This window comes from Paraburkholderia panacisoli, assembly GCF_008369935.1.
In the GTDB taxonomy this organism is placed as follows: Bacteria; Pseudomonadota; Gammaproteobacteria; order Burkholderiales; family Burkholderiaceae; genus Paraburkholderia; species Paraburkholderia panacisoli.
Genome location: NZ_VTUZ01000026.1, coordinates 53,905 through 72,820, shown reverse-complemented (window position 1 = coordinate 72,820; position 18,916 = coordinate 53,905). Strand labels below are relative to the sequence as shown.

15 protein-coding genes and 1 other RNA gene are annotated in these 18,916 nt (G+C 63.3%); 9 read left to right on the top strand and 7 right to left on the bottom strand.

Annotation, left to right across the window (positions count from 1 at the left end; all coding sequences use genetic code 11):
- Window positions 1–2: 2 nt before the first annotated feature.
- Together FVF58_RS31315 and FVF58_RS31310 are read right to left on the bottom strand one after the other, a co-directional pair.
- Complete coding sequence (locus FVF58_RS31315; protein ID WP_149673643.1) at window positions 3–1,574, bottom strand: formate dehydrogenase beta subunit; 1,572 nt, start codon at window positions 1,572–1,574, stop codon at window positions 3–5.
- On the bottom strand, window positions 1,571–2,056 hold the full coding sequence (locus tag FVF58_RS31310) for an NAD(P)H-dependent oxidoreductase subunit E (RefSeq protein ID WP_149673642.1): 486 nt from the start codon (window positions 2,054–2,056) through the stop codon (window positions 1,571–1,573). The genes FVF58_RS31315 and FVF58_RS31310 overlap by 4 nt, the downstream gene beginning before the upstream one ends.
- Window positions 2,057–2,190: 134 nt before the next feature.
- Here FVF58_RS31310 and FVF58_RS31305 point away from each other — a divergent pair, with 134 nt between their 5' ends.
- Together FVF58_RS31305 and FVF58_RS31300 are read left to right on the top strand one after the other, a co-directional pair.
- Window positions 2,191–3,267: a substrate-binding domain-containing protein gene (locus FVF58_RS31305; protein ID WP_149673641.1), complete on the top strand. Its 1,077-nt coding sequence runs from the start codon at window positions 2,191–2,193 to the stop codon at window positions 3,265–3,267.
- A gap of 149 nt (window positions 3,268–3,416) precedes the next feature.
- Window positions 3,417–3,683: a hypothetical protein gene (locus FVF58_RS31300; protein ID WP_149673640.1), complete on the top strand. Its 267-nt coding sequence runs from the start codon at window positions 3,417–3,419 to the stop codon at window positions 3,681–3,683.
- Window positions 3,684–3,759: 76 nt separating this feature from the next.
- On the opposite strand, the gene FVF58_RS31295 is transcribed toward FVF58_RS31300, so the two are convergent.
- Window positions 3,760–4,128, bottom strand: a complete 369-nt coding sequence (locus tag FVF58_RS31295) for a COG4315 family predicted lipoprotein (RefSeq protein ID WP_149673639.1) — start codon at window positions 4,126–4,128, stop codon at window positions 3,760–3,762.
- Window positions 4,129–4,917: 789 nt separating this feature from the next.
- Here FVF58_RS31295 and FVF58_RS31290 point away from each other — a divergent pair.
- From FVF58_RS31290 to FVF58_RS31275, 4 genes are all read left to right on the top strand, one after another.
- Window positions 4,918–5,871, top strand: a complete 954-nt coding sequence (locus tag FVF58_RS31290; RefSeq protein ID WP_246217248.1) for a lysophospholipid acyltransferase family protein — start codon at window positions 4,918–4,920, stop codon at window positions 5,869–5,871.
- 93 nt (window positions 5,872–5,964) lie between these two features.
- Entirely contained in the window at window positions 5,965–7,158 is a 1,194-nt protein-coding gene (locus FVF58_RS31285) for an HlyD family secretion protein (protein ID WP_149673638.1), read from the top strand.
- A 2-nt stretch (window positions 7,159–7,160) separates the two neighbouring features.
- Window positions 7,161–9,263, top strand: coding sequence for a peptidase domain-containing ABC transporter (locus FVF58_RS31280; protein ID WP_149673637.1), 2,103 nt, complete (start codon window positions 7,161–7,163; stop codon window positions 9,261–9,263).
- Window positions 9,256–10,752 (top strand): TolC family protein, encoded by a 1,497-nt coding sequence (locus tag FVF58_RS31275; protein ID WP_149673636.1) that lies wholly within the window; start codon window positions 9,256–9,258, stop codon window positions 10,750–10,752. The genes FVF58_RS31280 and FVF58_RS31275 overlap by 8 nt, the downstream gene beginning before the upstream one ends.
- Before the next feature lie 88 nt (window positions 10,753–10,840).
- Here FVF58_RS31275 and ssrA read toward each other — a convergent pair.
- The 4 genes from ssrA to ompA form a co-directional block, all read right to left on the bottom strand.
- Window positions 10,841–11,210: a transfer-messenger RNA gene (ssrA, locus tag FVF58_RS31270) on the bottom strand.
- A gap of 96 nt (window positions 11,211–11,306) precedes the next feature.
- Complete coding sequence (gph, locus tag FVF58_RS31265; RefSeq protein ID WP_149673635.1) at window positions 11,307–12,020, bottom strand: phosphoglycolate phosphatase; 714 nt, start codon at window positions 12,018–12,020, stop codon at window positions 11,307–11,309.
- Between the two features lie 31 nt (window positions 12,021–12,051).
- Complete coding sequence (gene ubiG / locus FVF58_RS31260; protein ID WP_149673634.1) at window positions 12,052–12,750, bottom strand: bifunctional 2-polyprenyl-6-hydroxyphenol methylase/3-demethylubiquinol 3-O-methyltransferase UbiG; 699 nt, start codon at window positions 12,748–12,750, stop codon at window positions 12,052–12,054.
- 246 nt (window positions 12,751–12,996) lie between these two features.
- Entirely contained in the window at window positions 12,997–13,644 is a 648-nt protein-coding gene (gene ompA, locus FVF58_RS31255) for an outer membrane protein OmpA (protein WP_149673633.1), read from the bottom strand.
- 476 nt (window positions 13,645–14,120) lie between these two features.
- On the opposite strand from ompA, the gene gyrA reads away from it, so the two are divergent.
- The 3 genes from gyrA to serC all read left to right on the top strand — a co-directional run bounded on the left by gyrA (window position 14,121) and on the right by serC (window position 18,892).
- The gene (gene gyrA / locus FVF58_RS31250) at window positions 14,121–16,757 is read left to right on the top strand and encodes a DNA gyrase subunit A (protein WP_149673632.1); all 2,637 of its coding nucleotides are present in this window, start codon (window positions 14,121–14,123) and stop codon (window positions 16,755–16,757) included.
- Window positions 16,758–16,873: 116 nt separating this feature from the next.
- On the top strand, window positions 16,874–17,485 hold the full coding sequence (locus tag FVF58_RS31245; protein ID WP_149673631.1) for a DUF2059 domain-containing protein: 612 nt from the start codon (window positions 16,874–16,876) through the stop codon (window positions 17,483–17,485).
- Between the two features lie 324 nt (window positions 17,486–17,809).
- Window positions 17,810–18,892 (top strand): 3-phosphoserine/phosphohydroxythreonine transaminase, encoded by a 1,083-nt coding sequence (gene serC, locus FVF58_RS31240; RefSeq protein WP_149673630.1) that lies wholly within the window; start codon window positions 17,810–17,812, stop codon window positions 18,890–18,892.
- Window positions 18,893–18,916: the final 24 nt, after the last annotated feature.

Sequence of the window (18,916 nt, the reverse complement as noted above, 5' to 3'; positions counted from 1 at the left end):
GGTCAGGCCGCGGCCGCTTTGGGCGCGTGATGAGTTACGTCGGCGAGACCGAAGTCTTCGGGGAAATGGTCGAGTGCGGACAGCACCGGGAACGGCGTCATGCCGCCCATCGCGCACAGCGAGCCGGACACCATCGTGTCGCACAGATCGCGCAGCAATTGCACCTGGCGCGTGGACGTGTCGCCGTTGCGAATCCGGCCGATCACTTCGACGCCGCGCGTCGAGCCGATCCGGCACGGTGTGCACTTGCCGCACGATTCGATCGCGCAGAAGTGCATCGCGTACTGCGCGAGTTCGGCAAGATTCGACGTGTCGTCATGCACGACCAGACCGCCGTGGCCGACCACCGCGCCGACGGCCGCATACGCCTCGTAGTCCATCGGAATGTCCCACTGGCTTTGCGGCAGATAGGTGCCGAGCGGGCCGCCCACCTGCACCGCGCGCGCCGGCCGGCCGCTCGCCGTGCCGCCGCCGTAGTCGTACAGCAATTCGCGCAGCGTCACGCCGAACGCGAGTTCGACGAGGCCGCCTTGCTTGACGTTGCCGGCGAGCTGGAACGGCAGCGTGCCGCGCGAGCGGCCCATGCCGTAGTCCTTGTAGAACGCCGCGCCGCGCGCGAAGATGACCGGCACGGTGGCGAGCGTGATCACGTTGTTGATCACCGTCGGCTGGCCGAACAGGCCCGCGAGCGCCGGCACCGGCGGTTTCGCGCGCACGATGCCGCGCTTGCCTTCGAGCGATTCGAGCAGCGCCGTTTCCTCGCCGCATACGTATGACCCCGCGCCCTTCGCGACGAACAGTTCGAAGCGATGCGCCTGCGAGCCGAGCACGCTGTCGCCGAGCCAGCCGGCGGCGCGCGCGCGGGCGATGGCCGCTTCGAGCGTCGCGATCGAGTGCGGGTACTCGCTGCGCACGTAAATGTAGCCGACCGTCGCGCCGGTCACGACGCCCGCGATCAGCATCCCTTCGATCAGCATGTACGGATCGCTTTCCATCACGAGGCGATCCGAGAAGGTGCCCGAGTCGCCTTCGTCGGCGTTGCAGACGATGTACTTCTGCGCCGCCTGCGCGCCGCGCACCGTGCGCCATTTGATGCCGGCGGGGAAGGCCGCGCCGCCACGCCCGCGCAGACCGGATTCGATCAACGTTTCGCAGGCGGCGTCGCCGTCGGTTTGCAGCGCGCGGCGCAAGCCTTCGAGGCCGCCGTGCGCGAGGTAGTCGTCGATGGAGAGCGGATCGGTGATGCCGATGCGCGCGAAGGTCAGGCGCTGCTGCTTCTTCAGATACGGAATCTCGTCGACCACGCCGACGCGCCGCGCATGCTCGCCGCCTTCGACGAAGCCGGCATCGAAGAGGGCCGCCACGTCGTGCGCTTCGACGTTCGCGTAGCCGACGCGACCTTCGGCAGTCGCGACTTCGACCAGCGGTTCGAGCCACAACAGGCCGCGCGAGCCGTTGCGAACCAGTTCGATCTCGACACCGCGGCGCGTGGCTTCAGTTTGAATAGCCTGGGCCAGCGCGTCGGCGCCGAGCGCGAGCGCCGACGAATCGCAGGGAACGTAGATGCGGGTCATGCCGTCACCTCCACGCATTTGCTTGCCGCGGCGAAGATCGCGTCGAACTTCTGCGGCGTGACCTTGGCGTGCAGCGTGCCGTTGAGCATCAGTGCCGGCGACAGCGCGCATTGGCCGAGGCAATACACCGATTCCAGCTCCACCGTCGCGCCATGCTGATGCCCGGCGTCGAAGCGGCAGCCGGTGTGCGCCTCGATGTGCTGCGCGAGCGCTTCGGTGCCCATGCTGCGGCACGCTTCCGCGCGGCACAGTTGCACGGTGACCGGCGCGGCCGGCTCGCTGCGGAAGTGGTGGTAGTAGGTGATGACGCCGTGCACTTCGGCGCGCGACAGGTTCAGCGCACGCGCGAGCGGCGCAACCGCGGCCGGGGGCACGTAGCCGAGTTCGTCCTGAATCGCGTGCAGCACTGCGAGCAGCGACATGCCCGGCCGTGCGTGAGTCTGCACGAGCTGATCGGGCGCGATGGCGAGTGATTCGTCCAAAAGGGGGCTCCTTCGAGGTCATATATGCACTTGTTATTCATAATGCGTGCACGTATGCTTCGTTTATTAAATATAGGATAGGCGAACGATAGGCGGGTGAATCGGCGCGCGCAATAGGAAAGAGTTGAACATATATGATCAGGATCGAATGTCAGGCGCAGTTGGTGGTGAAGGGCGTGGACGGCCGCGAGGCAAGCCTGTCGGACGTGGTGCCGCTGCTCGCGCTCGTCGACGAATCCGGCAGCATCGCGCAGGCGGCAACGCTTAAGGGTTTGTCCTACCGCCACGCATGGGGTTTGCTGCGCAGCATCGAAGAGCGTCTGGGCGGTCCGCTGATCGCGAAGGAGCGCGGACGCGGCTCGGTGCTCTCCGAACTCGGGCAGGCGGTGTTGCGGGCGCAGCGCCTGTGCGGCGAGCGGCTGAACGGCAACATGCAGGCGCTCGCGAGCGAAGTGGCAAGCGACCTGAACCGCTGGCTTGCTTCGCCCGCCGACGACGTGCGCATCCACGCGTCGCACGGTTACGCGGTGGCGGCGCTGGTGACGGCGCTGGTGGCGAACGATCTGCCAGTCGACATCAAGTACCGCGACAGCGCGGACGCGGTCAGCGCACTGGCGCGCGGCGAATGCGATCTGGCTGGCTTTCACCTGCCGCTCGGCGAATTCCGCGCGGTCTGCGCCGATACCTACCGGCGCTGGCTCGATCCGCAGCGTCATGTGCTCTTGCATCTCACGCGGCGCAAGCAGGGGCTGTTCATCGGCAAGGGAAATCCGAAGCGGATCGCCGGCCTGCGCGATCTCGCGCGCGACGACATTCGCTTCGTCAATCGTCAGCCCGGCTCCGGCACGCGCATGCTGCTCGATCTCGCACTGCGCCAGCTCGGCGTGGATCCGGATCGGGTCAACGGCTATGCGTCGACCGAACTCACGCATTCGGCGATCGCGGCGTTCGTCGCGAGCGGGATGGCGGACGTGGGTTTCGGCGTGGAGCCCGCGGCGCATCACTTCGGGCTCGACTTCATTCCGGTCGTCGACGAGGATTATTACTTCGCATGCGACCGCGCGAATCTCGAACGCGCACCGCTCGCCGAAGTCATCTCGTTGCTGCGCGGCAGCGCGTTTTTGCACAGCGTCGAACATCTGGAAGGCTATGATCCACGCGACTGCGGGAAGCTGGTCGATCTCGCGGCGGGCCTCGGCGAACCGCGCTGATGCGGTGCAGTAAAAACCGCGGTGAGTGGGCTGCAGTAAGAGGCTGTAAACTTCGCGCTGCACGTGCCGCTGCGGATCGCTTCCGTTTCGGCTAATCTCTCAGCTTCCGTTCCCGCCTTGACCGCGCGCCACGCCGCGGCAGAATCGATATGAAAGTTCTTCTAAACGCATGTGCCGCCGCCGCGACGGCGGGTGTACTGCTCGCCACCACTCCGCTTGCCTTCGCGCAGAATTCGCCCGGCGTGCCAGGCGGCATCCTGCAGGACGAGTTCCGCCTGGCCGAGCATCCGCAAATGCCGTTCGCCGCGTCGGCGCCTTCGGACAAGTATCAACACGGCAATACGTCGGCCAGGCGCAAGCGCGGCGACCTTGGCGACCCGAACGGCTGCAATCTGCAGTGCCCTAAAGACGAGTGACATCCCACTCGCAGCGGCGCCGGCGTGACGCGGGCGCCGCTGTTTGACGGCCGGTGTGCAACCCACCGGCTGGCGCTCAAGGCTTGGCCGTGTGCCACATGTCCTTGAAGCCGTCTCCCTTCGCATCCCCCGCCTGCTTGTCCGCCGCGTAGCGATACAGCGGATGGCCCTTGTACGCCCATTGCTGCTTGCCGTCGGCGCTCGGAATCAGCGTCCAGTCGCCTGACGGCTTGTCTGCCGGGCTGGCCGTCGCCGCCGGCCAGTTGCTCATGCAGCCGCCGGTGCAGGCGCTCACGCCGGGCGTGGTGTCCTTGTCGAACGTGTAGAGCGTCATGCCGTCCGCATTGACGAAGCGGCCGTTGTTCACCTTCGGCGGATCGGCAAACGCGCTCTGTTGCAGCGCAACCAGCGCGAGCGGGGCGAGGAAGAGGATCGTCTTGCGCATGATGCGGGCTCCTGAATTGACAACGTGTGGTTGGAGTATAGGCAGCAGGCGGGCACTCGCTGGCTGCCGTTCGCCTGCCACCCATAAACGCATGCGGGCGGGTGAATATTCCGCGGGTCGGGGTGATCCCTGGTGAGGTGAGTCGATTCTAGTGGTGAAATTAAAATGAGTGATTATTGACCAATGCGAATTATCCGGAGAAATTTGGGAAATTTCTGCTTGGAGCGTGGGATATTTATTATTGCGGATTTTCATATTTGTGGGCTTATTTGGAAGTGCGATTTTGTGGAGCAGATGGTTAATTTATTGTTTGAGGAAAAATATCGTTTGAATGGGCGGCTAAAAAGCTGGATTTCCTTCTGGTAGGGCTCGGGGCGGCGATTTGAGAGGGGCTAGAGGTCTGTATCGGAACAGAGAAACTACGTCGGGCTTGTGTGCCAATTCAAGCGGGCAGCGCACGTTTTATAAAAAATAAAATGAAATGTGTAAAATAAAGAAAATTACGATATCTGAATAATTTTCAATGCTAGGATTGCGTCGCTCAGTGAGGCGGGGAATTGCTGACGAGCTAATCTGTTTAACCACTAAAAAGGAACGTGAAATGCAAAAGATCAATCGCAACGAACTGGCTAAATCCACTGTTGCTGGTGGCTGCTGCAAGACCGCCACCAAGCCGGCGCCGGTAGTAGCCACGCCGGTGAAGGCCGTCGTTAGGGCGTAATAGTCTGGCATGCCGGGGAAGTCCTCATGGGGACCTCCCCGGTCCAAAGCATCAACGTGGAGTGAAACATGGGGTCGTGGGCCACCGCGTCAGTCATGCTGGCTTCGATGCGCATCAGATTTACGCACGCAAGGCGCGGACTGCAAAGCGGGTTGATCGCCCGCATGCCGGCTTCGGCAATCGAACCATTCGCCGCTGCCGTGTGGAGAATCCACAGTCTCGTCGACGCGCGCACGCGCTGGAACGGCATTGCGCGCTGCGAGATCGGCCGTGACGTTCTGGGGTTGCCGCCGTTCAACGCAACCCACGTGTCGTCCGGCAGCCTGCGCGAAAGCCTGATCGACCAGCGGATCTATTACGGCAGGCTGTCGCGCGGCAGCGAAGCATGGCCGGATCTGCAAGGCGTCGCGGCAACGCTTGCCAGGAAAGTCCGCCAACTGCAGGCCGAGGTGCCGGGGCGGCCCGTCATCGTGTCGCCGTTTCACTACGTATCGCAATACGCAAACATTTATGTGATCGACGAACTGCGCGAAGTGCTCGGGCTCGAATCGATTTCGGTGGTGTCCGGCGTGCCGCGCGACATGTATGGCGACGACCAGACCTTGATCCCCAGCGTGACCGTGCTCTACACGTACGGCGACGGCGACCGCAACGGGCTGGGCCTGCGGGTGGCCCGAACGTTGAGACGCAACGGCGTCGCGGTGCTGTTCGCCGATGTGCCGCCCTTCACGCTGCACCGCTACCCGATGGAGACAGTCGGCGTGTCGATATTCGGACGCGACGCGCGCATCCATAACGGCGTGTTCCGGCTGGGCGCACCGTTCGATGCCGTGCTGCTGCCGTTCTATTTGCGTTTCAAGCGCGGGCGGTTCAGCGGCGAATTGTTCGAGCCGTTGCCGCTCGCCGATCCGGACGCTCCGCAACGGCTCGCCACGTGTATCGAAACAGCGGTGGTCGACAACTATCGCGACTGGCTTGTCGCAGGACATCCGTCGATGTACGCGTTCGCGCCGACCCGCTAGACGCTTATCCGTGAGGCAATCCAGCCGCACGGCAGTACGCCCGCCTCAGGCGGACAGACACAGTGCCGGTTGCCAACCGGCGGCAATGACGCTATGGAACCCATCAATCTTCCCCAGTTCAGGGACGTCTCATGGCGCTGGATCGCGTATGCGACTTCCACGCTCGTGGCCGTCGCGATCGTCTTCGCGTTCGTTCACGATGTCGAATTGAAGCAGGACGTGCGCGCCGAAATCGTGTCGCCGGCCGAAATCAAGATTCAAGGGTTGAGCGGCCTCGTGTCGGATATCTACGTGAGCCGCGCGTCGCGCGTGGCGCAGGGCGAGCCGCTGTTTCGTCTCGACCGCGATTTCTCGCTCGCGAGCAACGGTCTGCAACGCAAGGCTTTCGACGAACACGATCGCGATGAGCAGATCCGCACGAGCGACGCGCAGTACCTTCAGCGCAAGGCTGATCTGAGCGCGCAACGCGATGCCGCGCGGCTCGCCGCACAGAGCCGGCGCGCGGAAATCGCCGCGCTCGACGAGCAGTTGGCGCAAAACCGCGCGCTCTCCGCCGAGGCCAGCCGCAAGCTCGCGCGGCTGGAGTCGGTGGCCGACTACATCACCGCCGACCGGATCGAGCAGGCGAGCGGGGATACGCATCAGGCGAAGGTTGCTCTTGCGCAAAGCGCCGCGCGTCGTCAGCAGCTCGCGGCGGATCTCGGTGCCGCGCTGAGCAGCCAAACGGGCCTCGGCGCCCAGCTCAACGAACTGGATGCGCGCCACGCGCGCGAGTTGCAGGACATTCGCATGCGCTTCGAACAGACCCGTCAGGACGCAACGATTTCCGCGCCGAAAGCGGGCGTCGTGACCTATTCCGGACTGGTGCCGGGGCGCACCCTTGCGCCGGACGACGTCGCGCTCGTCATCTCGACCGGCGAGAAGGGAGCGCTGCGCGCCGCGCTGCGCATTCCGTCGCGGCGGCGCGGCTTCGTGCGCGAAGGGCAGATCGTGCGGCTCAAGTTCGATGCGTTTCCGTACGCGAAATTCGGCAGCTACCCGGCGCGGATCGACTCGATTTCCCGCACCACCGTGCGCTCGCCGATGTCGCCGGCGGGCGCCTCCGAGCCGCGCAGTGCCGAGGGCGATTACATGGCATGGGCCACGCTGAGCGGCGACACATTCAACTTCGAGCGCCAGCGCTTCGACATTCTGCCGGGCATGGTTGCGACGGCGAGTATCGTGATCGAGCGCCGCACCATCGCCGAATGGGTGCTCGCGCCACTGTTCCGCGTGCTGCGAGGTTGACGGTGCGCGCGATCTATCAGAACGAAGTCGCCGAATGCGGTTACGCCTGTCTGGCGATGGTGCTGTCGCACTTCGGCCGGGCGACCGAAGTGCGCGAGTTGCAGGCGTTCAGGCCGGTCTCGGCGAACGGATTGTCGTTGATGGACCTGTACGACGTCGCCGTCGAGTTCGGGCTGGCGGTGCAGGCCTACCGTTTCGGCAGCGGCGATCTGGCGAGCGTCAAACGCGGGTCGATCATGCATTTCGGCGGCGCGCATTTCGTCGTGTTCGAGAAGTACGGGCGCGGCTATGTGCAAGTGATCGATCCGGCGACCGGCCGGCGGCGCATTTCGATGGACACCTTCGTCGCCAACGTGTCCGGCTACCTGCTCGAATGCGCGCCGACTGCGACGATGCCGCGCATCCGCAACAAGTCGCGCGTGCCGGCGGCGCTCGCGCGGGTGCGCGCGCTGAATCCGCAGCTCAACGCGCAGATCGCCAAGGTGATGTTCATCGCGCTCGGCAGCCAGTTCGCGATTCTCGCGATGCCCTATCTCGGCAATCTGGTGCTCGACGACGTAGTCGCCGCTGACAACCTGAATCTTCTTAACGTGCTGGTGCTGACGTTCTCCGGCATCTTCATCGTCGGCGCGCTGAGCCAGTACATCGAGACCTACCTCGTCGAACTGTTGCACGGCCTCGTGCAGATGAACATGACCGAGGGCCTGCTGGCGAAACTGCTGAGCAATCCGATCCCGTACTTCGAGAAGCGTCACGTCGGCGATCTGTTCGCGCGCGTGAAGGCGCAGGACGAGATCAGCGTGTACGCGACCCGCACCATGATCGCGCTCGGCATCGACCTGGTCGTCGGCCTGCTCGCGCTGGCGCTGATGCTGGTGCAAAGCCCACAACTGACGCTGATCGCGCTGCTGGTTTTCGTGCTCTACGTGGTGGTGTCGTTCGCGCTCTTCACGCGGATGCGCGACACGCACACGCTCGTGCTCGAAGAGTCGGCGCGTTGCGACGACACGCTGATCGAGACGATTCGCGGCGCGTCGCTAATCAAGCTGTCGCAGGGCGAGACGCGGCGCACCGCGATCTTCATGGCGAAGTACCGCGCGTATTTCGCGGCGGTCGTGCACAACAGCCGCCTCGGCAGCGCGCGCGACGCGATCCTCAAGCTCGTCAACTACGCCGACATGATCGCGATCACCTGGTTTGCCGCGCGCCTGATGCTCGGCGGCGCGATCTCGGTGGGCGTGTTCTATTCGTTTCTGATCTACAAGTCGTTGCTGTCGGAGCGATTCGCGCGCTCGATCAACGCGGCCTTCGAGTATTTCATGCTGAGCGTGCCGGTCGCGCGGGTCGGCGATATCGTCGACGGCGAAGCGGAGCGCTACACGCCGCCGGCCGATGTGCACAAGACCGTCGAGGTGCGCAGCTTCGAGCGTATCGACGTGCGCGACGTCACGTTCCGCTACGGTGTGTCGGACCAGCCGGTGCTCAAGCACGCGAACGTCGTGATTCGCAAGGGCGACAAGATCGTGATCACCGGCGCGTCGGGTAGCGGCAAGTCCACGCTGTTCAAGCTGCTCGCCGCGGCCGAACAGCTTCAGGAAGGCGAGATCCTGCTGAACGGGATCGCGTGGCCCAATCTCACCGTCGACGAAATCCGCCGGCATGCCGTTCATATGCGGCAGGGCGATCTGATTCTGCACGGTTCGATTGCGGATAACGTGTCGCTCTTTGCCGGCAACGTGGACGAAGCGCGCATTCACGCGTTGCTCGACGAGGTCGGCCTGCTGCCGGACGTGATGCGCCTGCCTATGCGCACCCGCACCGTGATCAGCGACACGATCGCGAATATTTCCGCTGGCCAGCGGCAGCGTTTGCTGCTCGCGCGGGCGCTTTACCAGCAACGCCAACTGCTGCTGCTCGACGAACCGACGTCGAATCTCGATCCCGCGTCGGTGCGCAAGATCGTCGCGTTGCTGCGGCGGATCGAGCGGACCGTCGTGGTGATTACGCACGACATGTCGCTCGCCGCCGCGTTCGATACGCGTTATCGGTTGGTCGACGGCGAGCTGCTGTGCGAGGCGAGTGCGGAAGCGGTCGTCGATGAATAGGCGGATGGTGCCGGGCTTGCTGATCGCGCTCGCCAGCGTCACTCACGCGAGCACCGCGGCGGCCGTCGACCTGCTCACGGTCGCCGAGCAGGCGGTCGCTCACGACGCGGACCTGGCGGCGTCGCGCGCAGGCTCGAGGGCCGCGCGGCTGGCAGTGCCGAAGGCCCGCGCGGCATTGCTGCCGCAACTGTCGGGCGGTTGGGGGCGCGCGTACAACCGAACCTCCATCGAAGGCCTTCCGAGCGACAGCTACTGGCAAAACGGGTGGACCGTCACGCTGACGCAGCCGGTCTTCGACTGGAGCCGCTGGACTACATACCGCCAGGCCGACTTTGTCAACGCGCGCGGCGCGCTCGACGCTGCGCGCGCTCAGCAACGGGCCATCCTGCAAGCGGTGCGCGCGTACTTCGACGAACTCGCCGCCGAAGACGAACTGGCGCGCGCCGATGACTACACGCTCGCGCTCGAACAGCATATCGAGCGGTTGCAGCGCAGGCAGGCGGCGGGCGAGGCGACCGTGATCGACTTGCGGGACGCCGAAGCGGCGCGCGAGCAGGCCCGGCTGCAGCAGACCGATGCCCGCAGCGATTTGCGACTTCGGCGCCTGGCGCTGGAACAGATCACGGGTGAGCCGTTTGCGGGACTGTCGCATTTGTCGGACTCCGCGCTCATGCCGCACCTTAGTCCCGACGACCGGGATAGCTGGGTCACGCGGGCTGAAGCGCACGACTACATGGTGCAGTTGAAGCAGATCGACCGGCGGATCGCTCAATTTGAAGTGGAGAAGGCGCGCGCCAGGAATCTGCCGGTCGTGAATTTGACGGCGAACCATACGCCGGCCGGCGCGGCCTCCGGCTTCGCCCGTCCGACCACCACCACGACCGCGATGTTGTCGGTGACGATTCCACTTTTCGAGGGGGGCGAGACGGACGCGATCATCGACGAGACGCGGGCACTCGAGGACAAGGCGGTGGAAGAACTGCTTGGCGCAACTCGAGTAGCGGGCGCGACCGCGCGGGAGAACTGGTCGCGCTTTCATGACGGCGTGACGCGGGTCGAAGGGTTGATGCGCGTCGCGCAGACCTCGCGGGCCGCGTTGAGCGCGACGCAGGCGGGCTACAAGGTGGGCAGCCGCACGAGCACCGATGTGCTGCGGGCAGCGGATTCGTTTTACACGGGTCGTCGCGATCTGATTCGGGCGCGCTATACGGCGATTGTGGCGTTGCTGCAGCTCAAGGCCGCGACGGCGACATTGGACCTGGACGAGGTGGCGCGGGCGAATGGGTTGCTGGCCGGGGCGGCGGAGGGGCGCGGCGCGGTGGCGAATCGTCAGGCGGTGGAGGCGGAGCGCGCGGCGCCTGCGGTAAATGAGCAAGGCGTCGCCAGTCGGAGCGCGCAACAGACAACGGCGAGTGCCGGGCCGGCGCCGATGACCCCGATCGAAGCGTTGCGCCTCGCGCAGCAGAAGGCGCTTGCGGCGACTCGCTGACGAGCGGGGTAGGGTTGTGGCAACAAAAAACCCCGCGAGCCTGAGGCTAGCGGGGTTTCTTACAAAGCAGCGTTGCTTGCAGGATGTTTGGTGGAGGCGGCGGGAATCGAACCCGCGTCCAGAAGCACTCTACGACCAGTTCTACATGTTTAGTTCTGTCATTTGATTTAACCCCAGTGACGCGGACGAACACGCTGCACTAAGGCGATTCACTAAATTTTCGACCCGGATGTCGTGACGCCACCAAGGCTTAACTGACGTATATGACCTCTGTCGGTATTGCTACCGGTCTTGCGACACTAGCCCGTCAGTGAACTAGGCAGAGGACGGCGGCCCTTAGGCTGCCAGTGCGAACGTATCGTCGTTTGCAGTTACGTTTTTCCCATTGATTAACGAGGTGACGGGTCCTCGACATGCCCTAGCCGCTTTGCAACCCCTGTCGAAACCAGGTCGCCCCCGCGGTTCGTTGCTCAAGTTCTCTGAGCCAACGTAGATTTTACAGTAGATTGACGGCCGCGTCCTGACTCATTGGTGCGGGCCGCCGCCGCGGCACTTCAGCCGATATCGCGCAACAGCTTCTGCAATTCGACCGGTGATTGCACGACATGCTGTGCGTGCCATTGCGTCGGCGGAATGTCGTTGCCGCAGTAGCCGTATGCAGCCGCCACGGTCTTCATGCCGGCCGCGAAGCCCGCCTGCACGTCGCGCAGATCGTCGCCGACGTAGACGACACGCTCCGGCACCACGTCCAGCTCGCGCGCGGCGTGCAGCAAGGGCGCCGGGTGCGGCTTCGAATGCGCGGTCGTGTCGCCGCTTACGACACAGCCCGCGCGCTCTTCAAGGCCCAGTTGCGCGATCAGCGGTTCGGTGAGCCTCGCGACTTTGTTCGTGACGATGCCCCAGCGCACGCCGCGCGCGTCGAGCTCGTCGAGCAATTCGGGGATGCCGGGAAACAGCGTGGTCTCGATGCACAAATCCGCTTCGTAGTTGGCGAGAAACTCCTCGCGCATCGACGCGAATTCGTGATCGTCTGGCCCGATGCCGAACGCCCCGCCGAGCAGCCCGCGCGCGCCCGCTGACGCGAGCGGACGCAGGTCTTCGAGCGGCACCATGTGGAGTCCGCGGTCGTGGCGCATCTTGTTGACGGCGGCCGCGAGATCGGGCGCCGTGTCGGCCAGCGTGCCGTCGAGATCGAACAGCACAGCGTGGCAAAGGCCGAGCGCGTCGTCGTTGTCTTCGCGTTGGGGCAGAGGGGTGGGATCGCTCATTGTTGAATTCAGTGTGGCGGGTCGGGGCGGCTCAGGCGTCACGCCGGCAGGCGAGCATGTAGTTCACGCTCGTGTCGGCGGACAGTGTGAAATGCTTGCTGAGTGGGTTGTAGACGATGCCTTTGATGTCGGCTGTGCGCAAGCTGGCGGCGCGCACGAAGCCCGCCAGTTCCGACGGACGGATGAAGCGCGCGTAGTCGTGCGTGCCCTTGGGAAGCATCCGCGCGATGTATTCGGCACCGATCACCGCAAACAGGTACGACTTCACGTTGCGGTTCAGCGTGGAAAAGAACACCCAGCCGCCAGGCTTGACGAGCGTCTTGCAGGCCTCGACGATCGCGCCGGGCTGAGGCACGTGCTCCAGCATTTCCATGCAGGTGACCACGTCGAACGTGCCCGGCTCGCGGGCGGCGAGTGCCTCGGCGGCGATCTCTTCGTAATCGACGGTTACACCACTTTCAAGACTGTGAAGATCGGCGACGCCGAGCGCCTGGGTCGACAGGTCGATGCCCTTCACATCCGCGCCGAGGCCGGCCATCGACTCGGAGAGAATGCCGCCGCCGCAGCCGATGTCTAGCACCTTCTTGCCTGCCAGATGCGCGTGGGCGTCGATCCAGCTCAGACGAATGGGGTTGAGTTCGTGCAGCGGTTTGAATTCGGCGTTCGGGTCCCACCACCGATGCGCGAGGTCGCTGAATTTCTGTAGTTCGTGGGGATCGGCGTTGGTCATGGCGGAAGCTGCCTCGATGAGAGCGTTGAGCGGGCGCTCGAGGATAAACCCTGAGTATATAGGTCGAGGGACAGGGCGGCAAAAGCGCGGCTGTGGGGCGGCTTCGCTTCGTGGCTCGTCGCCCGAACGCGGGGCGCGTGCGTTCACCACTCACTGACGGGAGGCGCGCCCGAGATCGCACCGTGCGAACTGCGCATAAAAAAAGCCCCGCCGAAGCGGGGCTTTGATACTGCGGTAATCTGAAGCTTACTGCTTCGGCGTACCCACAACTTCGACTTCCACGCGACGATCCGGTGCGAGGCAGGCGATGAGTTGCTTGCGGTTCTTCTGGTTGCAGCCGGTCGTGACCGGGTTGCGACGGCCCTTGCCTTCCGTATAGATACGGTTGGCTTCGACGCCCTTGCTGACCAGGAATGCCTTCACAGCTTGTGCACGGCGCAGCGACAGACGGTCGTTGTACTTGTCCGTACCGATGCGGTCCGTGTGACCCGTTGCGACGACGACTTCCAGGTTGATGCCTTGAATCTTCGATGCCAGTTCGCTCAGCTTGTCCTTGCCTGCCGGCTTCAGGATTGCCTTGTCGAAGTCGAACAACGCGTCAGCTTGATACGTAATCTTTTCGCTAGAGATGGCCGGTGCAGGTGCGACCGGGGCCGGCGGCGTCGGAGCTTGAGCAACCAGGGCACCATCGCACTTTGCGTTGGCCGTTGCGGGCGTCCAGAATGCATCGCGCCAGCAAAGCTCGTTCGTGCCGTTCATCCACACGTATTCGCCAGTACCATTCACCCAGTTGTCGTTCGTAGCTTGTCGCGACGCCGGCACCGACTGTGCCATGGCGGATGCAGCCATAACCGCGGTAGCTGCAATGAACGCGAGCTTTGAAAGTTTATTCATATTTCTCCTCTCGAAATTGAGATTACCGCAGGTTTACTGCGAGCCTGTTGACGAAGACAAGTCATACATTGCTCGAAGTATAACATTGGTGCGGAACAAAAAACTCGGTGTGTAGACTTCGAGCAGTGTCTAACTCTTTGTGCGTTGGCATTTTGCCATATCGTTCCCTTCCGACGATAAAAAAATCCGCCCCCGATCAAATCGCCCCTCAATTGTGGTGCATGCGCAACAGAAGTAATCGCCGGAACGCACCGCCAGTCTTGGCTGAGCGGCGGATTGCCCCACGCACGAATCGCGCCTGGACGGCGCGAAAGCAGGGCCTCGGCGGCCGCGTTCCCAAGGTCCTGCTAATAGGTATACGTACCCTCGCCGGGCGCGGATTCACGGCATGTTAGAATCGTGTGATGCATTGCGCCTGCAATGCTTACGCGAAGGCGCGCGGTACCCGGCGCCTTGGCACGTAAAAGATACGGATAATGGATCAATTCGCCAAAGAGACTCTGCCAATCTCCCTAGAGGAGGAAATGCGCCGTTCGTATCTCGATTACGCGATGAGCGTGATCGTAGGGCGTGCGCTTCCCGACGTTCGCGATGGCCTGAAGCCGGTGCACCGGCGCGTGCTGTACGCGATGCACGAGCTGAACAACGACTGGAACCGCGCGTACAAGAAGTCGGCGCGTATTGTCGGCGACGTGATCGGTAAATATCACCCGCACGGCGACACAGCTGTTTACGACACCATCGTCCGGATGGCGCAGGATTTCTCGCTGCGCTACATGCTGGTGGACGGTCAGGGTAACTTCGGTTCGGTCGACGGCGACAACGCCGCGGCGATGCGCTACACCGAAATCCGCATGGCGAAGATCGGCCACGAACTGCTGGCCGACATCGACAAGGAAACGGTCGACTTCACGCCGAACTACGACGGCAGTGAAAACGAGCCGGCCATCCTGCCCGCACGCATTCCCAATCTGCTGATCAATGGCTCGTCCGGCATCGCGGTCGGCATGGCGACCAACATTCCGCCGCACAATCTCAACGAGGTTGTCGACGCTTGCCAGCACCTGCTTAAAAACCCGCAAGCCACGATCGAGGAACTGATCGAGATCATTCCGGCTCCCGACTTCCCGACCGCCGGCATCATCTACGGCGTGGCCGGCGTGCGCGACGGCTATCGCACGGGCCGCGGCCGCGTAGTGATGCGCGCGCTCACGCACTTCGAGGAAATCGACCGCGGCCAGCGCATGGCGATCATCGTCGACGAACTGCCGTATCAGGTGAACAAGCGCTCGCTGCTGGAGCGCATCGCGGAGCTGGTCAACGAGAAGAAGCTCGAAGGCATTTCCGACATCCGCGACGAATCCGACAAGAGCGGCATGCGCGTCGTGATCGAGTTGAAGCGCGGCGAAGTGCCGGAAGTCGTTCTCAACAATCTGTACAAGGCGACCCAGCTTCAGGACACCTTCGGCATGAACATGGTCGCGCTGGTCGACGGCCAGCCGAAGCTGCTGAACCTGAAGGAAATGCTGTCGTGCTTCCTGTCGCATCGCCGGGAAGTGCTAACGCGGCGCACTGTATACGAACTGCGCAAGGCGCGCGAACGCGGGCACGTGCTCGAGGGCCTCGCGGTTGCGCTCGCCAACATCGACGAGTTCATCGCGATCATCAAAGCCGCGCCGACACCGCCGATCGCCAAGCAGGAATTGATGGCGCGTCCGTGGGATTCGTCGCTGGTGCGCGAAATGTTGTCGCGCGCCGAGACGGAAAACGCGTCGGCGGGTGGCCGCGAAGCCTATCGTCCCGACGGATTGAATCCGTCGTTCGGTATGCAGTCCGACGGCCTCTACCGTCTGTCCGACACCCAGGCTCAGGAAATTCTGCAGATGCGTCTGCAGCGCCTGACCGGTCTGGAGCAGGACAAGATCATCGGCGAGTATCGCGAAGTGATGGCGCAGATTGCCGACCTGCTGGACATTCTGGCTCGCCCGGAGCGCATTACGGCGATCATCGTCGACGAACTCACGTCGATCAAGGCCGAATTCGGCGACGCGCGCCGCTCGAAGATCGAGCTGAACGCCACCGAGCTGAACACCGAAGATCTGATCACGCCGCAAGAGATGGTCGTCACGATGTCGCATGCCGGCTACGTGAAATCGCAGCCGCTGTCCGAGTACAGCGCGCAGAAGCGCGGCGGTCGCGGCAAGCAGGCCACGGCGATGAAGGAAGACGACTGGATCGACACGCTGTTCATCGCGAACACGCACGATCACATTCTGTGCTTCTCGAATCGCGGTCGCGTCTACAGCGTGAAGGTCTATGAAGTCCCGCAAGGTTCGCGGAATTCGCGCGGCCGCCCGATCATCAATATCTTCCCGCTTCAGGAAGGCGAAAAGATTACGGTTGTCTTGCCGGTCAAGGAATTTTCGGCCGACAAATTCGTCTTTATGGGCACCGCGTTAGGAACCGTAAAGAAGACGCCGTTGGAAGCCTTTGGCCGCGTGTTGCGCAAGGGTATTATTGCGGTCGGTCTGGATGACGGCGACTACCTGATCGGCGCCGCGATCACGGACGGCCAGCACGACGTCATGCTGTTCTCGGATTCGGGCAAGGCGGTTCGTTTCGACGAGAACGACGTGCGCCCCATGGGCCGTGAAGCGCGCGGCGTGCGCGGCATGCAGCTCGAAGACGGACAGAACGTGATCGCGTTGCTGGTCGCCGGCGACGAGCAGCAATCGGTGCTCACCGCAACGGAAAACGGCTTTGGCAAACGCACGCCGATCATCGAATACACCCGTCACGGGCGCGGCACGAAAGGCATGATCGCAATCCAGACCTCGGAGCGAAACGGCAAGGTCGTCGCCGCGACGCTGGTGGACTCGGAAGCGCAGATCATGCTGATCACGAACACGGGTGTGCTGATTCGCACGCGCGTGTCGGAAATTCGCGAAATGGGACGTGCAACCCAAGGTGTTACACTCATCAGCCTTGACGAAGGGACCAAGCTTTCCGGTCTGCAACAAGTGGCCGAGGCGGAAGCGGAAGGCGATGTGGAAGGCGACGCCGAAGGTCCTGCCGAAGGCAACAACGGCGGTGAAGACAACGGTGCAGCCTGATCCGCGGCTTCCGGTCTCGGTAACAGGTTGAATGCTGCGCAGGGAACAATGGCGTGTCGGGCCGACACGCATCCCGCACAGCGCGCAGTCAAGTTAATTTCTCTTAGGGAGTAATGATGCAAAAACGATTCAAACAACTGATGTTGCTGGCCGCTCTCGTGCCGACCTTCGCCATGGCTCAAGCGCTGCAAAGCCAGCCGCCGGCGGCTCAGGCTCCGGCGGCTGCCGCAGCACCGGTTGACCCGGCCAAGCAGGCTGCGATCAAGGACCTGCTGGACGCAATCGACGCGCAGAAGCTCGTCGGCGCAATCGGCAACAGCGCGCAAATGCAAGCGAAGCAACTGGTTCCGGCCATCCTGTCGGACGCGCTGAGCGAAAACAAGACGATGTCGGACAAGCAGAAGCAGGCTGCCGTCCCGACGCTGCAAAAGAACGCAGTGCCGAAGCTGGTTGACGGCGCAGGCCAGGTGTTCGCAACGGACAACTTCCGTCAGGACGCAATGCAAGCTCAGTACGACGCGTACGCGAAGTACTACAGCACGTCGGAAATCAAGGATCTGACGGCGTTCTACAAGAGCCCGACCGGCCGCAAGTTCATCCAGGTGCAAGACCAGGTTGGCCGCGACGTCGTGAACGGCCTGATGCAGAAGTACATGCCGCAATCGATCAAGGCAACGCGTGATCAGGCCGACAAGGAAGTCGCTTCGGTCAAGTCGGCGGCCAAGTAATTCCAGGGTCGAAAGACTGCGCTGACATCGCATGAGCCGCCGCCTGGCAGGCTCGCCGGGCACGCCGTAGCGCGTGCCGGGTTTGGCGCGTTGGCGGTGACAATGCGATAATGGCCGTTTGCGCACACGCGCAGACGGCCATTTTCTTTTCGGCGCGGATTTTCGGCGGAATCGTTCCGGTGATTAGCTTCCTCCGGTCCGCGCTAACGGATCCGCGCCGTCGAATCCGCGTGGCCCGTTTCATCGTGGTCGCCTTGCCGGCGGCCACCTTCGCCGTTTTTTGCGCGATCTATCGTTTTTCGCGCCCGCTTCCAGGACTTCACGATGCGCGTCTTTAATTTCTCAGCCGGCCCGGCGGCCATGCCCGAAGAAGTGCTACGCCAGGCAGCCGACGAGATGCTCAATTGGCAAGGCAGTGGCATGAGCGTGATGGAAATGAGCCATCGCGGCAAAGAGTTCATGTCGATCCACGAGGAAGCGCTTACCGATCTGCGCGAGTTGCTCGCGGTGCCGGCTAGCCATCGCATCCTGTTCCTGCAGGGCGGCGGGCTGGGCGAAAACGCGATTGTGCCGATGAACCTGCTCGGCGCGAAACCGCGCGCGGATTTCGTCATCACCGGTTCGTGGTCGCAGAAGTCGTTCAAGGAAGCGCAGAAATACGGCAGCGCGCATCTGGCCGCCAGCGGCCAGACGGCCGACGGTTTCACGCGTGCGCCGGCGCGCTCGGAATGGCAGTTGTCGGACGATCCGGCTTATGTGCATCTGTGCACGAACGAGACCATTCACGGCGTTGAGACCTTCGAGATTCCCGACCTCGGTGATATTCCGCTGGTGGCGGACGCGTCGTCGCACATTCTGTCGCGCCCGATGGACATCGCCAAATACGGCGTGCTGTTCGGCGGCGCGCAGAAGAACATCGGCATGGCCGGCGTGACGGTGGTGATCGTGCGCGAGGACATGCTGGGTCGCTCGCAGCCGATCTGCCCGTCGGCGTTCGAATGGAAGACCGTCGCCGAGAACAATTCGATGTACAACACGCCGCCCACCTACGCGATCTACATCGCCGGGCTGGTGTTCAAGTGGTTGAAGAAGCAGGGCGGCCTTGCCGCGATCGAAGCGCGCAACCTCGAAAAGTCGAAGCTGCTGTACGACGCGATCGACTCGAGCAGCTTCTATCTGAACAAGGTCGAGCGGGGCTCGCGCTCGCGGATGAACGTACCGTTCTTCCTCGCCGACGAGTCGCGCAACGAGGATTTCCTGGCCGGCGCGAAAGCGCGGGGAATGGTGCAGCTAAAGGGCCACAAGTCCGTCGGCGGCATGCGGGCGTCGATTTATAACGCCGTCCCGCTCGAAGGCGTCAAAGCGCTTGTCGAATACATGAAGGAATTCGAGCAGCGCAGCGCCTGAGTCACGCTGACCAGCAGGCGCGCG

Coding starts and splice junctions, on each gene's coding strand:
- FVF58_RS31315 (WP_149673643.1), bottom strand. CDS start 1,574: ATGACCCGCATCTACGTTCCCTGCGATTCGTCGGCGCTCGCGCTCGGC.
- FVF58_RS31305 (WP_149673641.1), top strand. CDS start 2,191: ATGATCAGGATCGAATGTCAGGCGCAGTTGGTGGTGAAGGGCGTGGAC.
- FVF58_RS31300 (WP_149673640.1), top strand. CDS start 3,417: ATGAAAGTTCTTCTAAACGCATGTGCCGCCGCCGCGACGGCGGGTGTA.
- FVF58_RS31295 (WP_149673639.1), bottom strand. CDS start 4,128: ATGCGCAAGACGATCCTCTTCCTCGCCCCGCTCGCGCTGGTTGCGCTG.
- FVF58_RS31290 (WP_246217248.1), top strand. CDS start 4,918: ATGGGGTCGTGGGCCACCGCGTCAGTCATGCTGGCTTCGATGCGCATC.
- FVF58_RS31285 (WP_149673638.1), top strand. CDS start 5,965: ATGGAACCCATCAATCTTCCCCAGTTCAGGGACGTCTCATGGCGCTGG.
- FVF58_RS31275 (WP_149673636.1), top strand. CDS start 9,256: ATGAATAGGCGGATGGTGCCGGGCTTGCTGATCGCGCTCGCCAGCGTC.
- gph (WP_149673635.1), bottom strand. CDS start 12,020: ATGAGCGATCCCACCCCTCTGCCCCAACGCGAAGACAACGACGACGCG.
- ubiG (WP_149673634.1), bottom strand. CDS start 12,750: ATGACCAACGCCGATCCCCACGAACTACAGAAATTCAGCGACCTCGCG.
- ompA (WP_149673633.1), bottom strand. CDS start 13,644: ATGAATAAACTTTCAAAGCTCGCGTTCATTGCAGCTACCGCGGTTATG.
- gyrA (WP_149673632.1), top strand. CDS start 14,121: ATGGATCAATTCGCCAAAGAGACTCTGCCAATCTCCCTAGAGGAGGAA.
- FVF58_RS31245 (WP_149673631.1), top strand. CDS start 16,874: ATGCAAAAACGATTCAAACAACTGATGTTGCTGGCCGCTCTCGTGCCG.
- serC (WP_149673630.1), top strand. CDS start 17,810: ATGCGCGTCTTTAATTTCTCAGCCGGCCCGGCGGCCATGCCCGAAGAA.